The sequence below is a fragment of the Azospirillum sp. genome (genome assembly GCF_050789165.1).
Window position 1 is genome coordinate 1 of record NZ_JBOZRT010000043.1, and the last position, 2,397, is coordinate 2,397.

General features: G+C 66.8%; 3 protein-coding genes and 1 pseudogene. 3 read left to right on the forward strand and 1 reads right to left on the reverse strand.

Translation table 11 applies throughout. The features are described from left to right. Together ACRWK7_RS09825 and ACRWK7_RS09830 are read left to right on the forward strand one after the other, a co-directional pair. The coding region (locus tag ACRWK7_RS09825; RefSeq protein ID WP_431856029.1) for a hypothetical protein at positions 1-300 on the forward strand (300 nt) is incomplete at its 5' end. Between the two features lie 343 nt (positions 301-643). Next, positions 644-1,291 (forward strand): annotated as a pseudogene (locus ACRWK7_RS09830) (transposase); the annotation flags it as partial. Between the two features lie 17 nt (positions 1,292-1,308). Here ACRWK7_RS09830 and ACRWK7_RS09835 read toward each other — a convergent pair. Further along, the gene (locus tag ACRWK7_RS09835; protein ID WP_431856030.1) at positions 1,309-1,518 is read right to left on the reverse strand and encodes a hypothetical protein; all 210 of its coding nucleotides are present in this window, start codon (positions 1,516-1,518) and stop codon (positions 1,309-1,311) included. Between the two features lie 561 nt (positions 1,519-2,079). On the opposite strand from ACRWK7_RS09835, the gene ACRWK7_RS09840 reads away from it, so the two are divergent. Continuing rightward, on the forward strand, positions 2,080-2,397 hold a 318-nt coding region (locus ACRWK7_RS09840), incomplete at its 3' end, for a cyclic nucleotide-binding domain-containing protein (protein ID WP_431856031.1).

The following is a 2,397-nucleotide window of genomic DNA, read 5'->3' on the forward strand; positions in this document are numbered from 1 at the left end:
CCTTCACGGTGTGCAAGAGGGCCGAGCGCCACCGCGGCCCTCTTGTGTGAAATAGGCATCAGCGCGACGATGGGCCCGCTGTCCGGTGTGATTTTAGGGGAGGCCGCCTCCGACTACACCCTGCTCCGCGTGGAGGACGGCGCCCTGAACGTCGAGGGAACGGCCGCCGCCGGGGCAACCGCCGGCTGCTCCATCGGCACTCGCCTCTACGGCGGTTCGCTTGCGGCGACGGGCACGGGAACGATCTCGCTCACCGGCCTCGTCCAGGGAGTTCCACCAACGCCTTCGGCGTGGAACTGAGAGCTTGTTTGCAGCAGGCGCGTCCCTGGCGGTGCTGGTCGAAATGCCACTTTAAGATGAAAATTGGTGTTGCGGCGAGGGCGGGTCTGGTAGGTCTGCGGCCCTCGTTTTGACCGCCTGGACCTGCATTCTATGGGCACTGCCGTTCGTCCCGCAAGCACCACGCCCGCGTCCTGGGACGCGTTCTCGGATGTCGATGCCTTTGTCGACGAGGTGCTGAGTGAGCTGACGGCGATGGCGGCGGACGGCAGTCGCCCGACCCGTTCCGGACCCAAGCCGGCGCTCACCGGAGCGGGGCTGCGCAAGGCGATCATGGCCATCTGGTGCGTGTTGCGGCAGGCAATGGCGCGCCATCGGCCGGCTCTCGGACCTGCCCTTCGGCACGCTGTACACGCTGTTCGCCCGCTGGACCCGGCTCGGGCTGTGGCGCCGCTTGCTCGACCGGCTGCGGCGGACCTGGCGGCTGGCCTGCGGCGATGCGGCGGAACCGAGCGCGGTGGTGATCGACAGCCGGACCGGCCCCTTAGCCCCGAGCTGTTTTGCCCGAGGTGTGGATGGCGGCAAGAAGATCCGTGGCGTGAAGATCCACCTCGGCGTGGAGAAGTACGGCATTCCCTTGGCGATCGACGCCTCGCCGGCCAACGTGCACGACACCAAAGGCATCGTGCTGGTGCTGCGCCAGCTCGCCGGATGTGGTTTCCAAGGACCGGCTATCGGCGATCTCGGCTATCGCGGCGAGCGCTTGGCCAAAGCCGCCGCGGCGCTCGGCATCACGATCCAGCCGATCGCCCGAGGGCGCAACGGCGTATTCATTTCCACCGAGATCGCCTGGGTCGTGGAGCGCTCGTTCTCTTGGCTGTCCCGCTACCGCCGATTGAACACCATCGTCGAGCGGACGAAGGAGCACCTCGTCGCTTTCATTGAGATCGCCTTCATCTCGATCCTCTCTCGCCGCCTGAAGCGGCTCGTCACCCAGGAAGCACCCGCGTGACGTCCACGAACAGCCTCTCAGGGTTTGGCGGGCGTCCAGGCTCCCCATTCGTCGGGGGTCAGCTTGCCGTCCTTGTTCGTGTCGAACTGGTGGAACCGAGCGCCGCGGCGCTCCTTGGCAATGTCGGTCATCGACCCGGGCCCGCCGCGCGGCCCGTCGACAAATTCCTGTCGGCTGACAGCCCCATCCTTGTTGGCGTCAAGCTGGCCGAACATCTGTTGATGCATGGGCCCGGTGCCGCCTCCCGACCCCATTCCCTGACCCATGCCCTGACCGGGTCCCATACCTTGACCGCCGCCCATGCCACGCCCCGGCCCGGGTTGAGCCAAAGCGGAGGACGCAACCAGCAGCCCTGTGCAGAGAGCGGCAACGAGGAGTCGTTTCATCGAAACCTCCCGACGAGATCGTGGATGGGAAGCATATTAGGCTTCCCTCAATTTATTGACCACAGCGCCTGAATGTCACCTGCTCGAGCTGGAAAGGGGTAAAGACTTGAATGCGCCCAAGCCGCATTGGAACCAACTGGAAACAATCGCCTCGGTGAATTTCCGGAGCTCGAACATGCATGGCCGCAATGCCGCAGGCGCATCGTCGCGGCGCCGTCTTACCGTGTGCACGCATCGGCCATCCCGTGGTGCCAATCGACATGACGTCCGTTCAATGCCTGTCCATCTGAGCGGACGTGAGCGCTGCCATTCAGCCGGCGTTCAGGTGCACCACCGTAGCGTCCGGCCACGCCTTAACCTCTGCGGCCGTTCATGCTCACAACGCGTTCACGATCCACAGGTTTGCGAGAAGCCGCGGTCCTGCCACGGGCTGCGGATCCCTGCCGGGCGTGCCCGCTGCTGCGCGAGGCCCTGCTGCTCGACCGCGCAGATTGCGGCCTCGCCTCCCTGGCCGCCCTCGACTCCCGGCTGGTTCCCGAGGGCGCGGTGCTGGCCGAGGCCGGCGCGGCGGTCACGCACCTGCACCTGATCCGCAGCGGACTGGTGGCGCTGGTGCGCGACCTGCCGGACGGAGCGCGCCGCACCGTGCGCCTGCTGAAAGCCGGCGACATGGTCGGGCTGGAAGGCTTGGCCGGCGCGCCGCAGCCGCACCGCGCCGTC

Bases quoted from the DNA above. Each gene is read 5' to 3' on its own strand.
- ACRWK7_RS09835 (WP_431856030.1), bottom strand. From the start codon at position 1,518: ATGCATCAACAGATGTTCGGCCAGCTTGACGCCAACAAGGATGGGGCT.